Here is a 204-nt window from a genome sequence, read left to right on the forward strand (position 1 = left end):
GCATCGCCATAAATTTCGCTCCCTGGGGGTAAATTTAGGGGTAAGGCATTTAACCCACGTACATCATTGGCACTCCCAGGTAAAAATACAAATTCCACAGGAATTCCCGTTTTAGTTGTTAATAATTGGACTCGCACACCATAGAAGTATCTTTTTTTCGATGCTATGTAACCCCGGTACTTTTCTGACTCAATTAACTTGACA

Annotated in this window: 1 pseudogene; it reads right to left on the minus strand. The window is 40.7% G+C overall.

Features of this window, described 5'->3' with window-relative positions:
• Window positions 1-204: pseudogene (locus tag FFR48_RS28820) on the minus strand (IS982 family transposase); the annotation flags it as partial.

This window comes from Sphaerospermopsis reniformis, from assembly GCF_005402885.1.
In the GTDB taxonomy this organism is placed as follows: domain Bacteria; phylum Cyanobacteriota; class Cyanobacteriia; order Cyanobacteriales; family Nostocaceae; genus Sphaerospermopsis; species Sphaerospermopsis kisseleviana.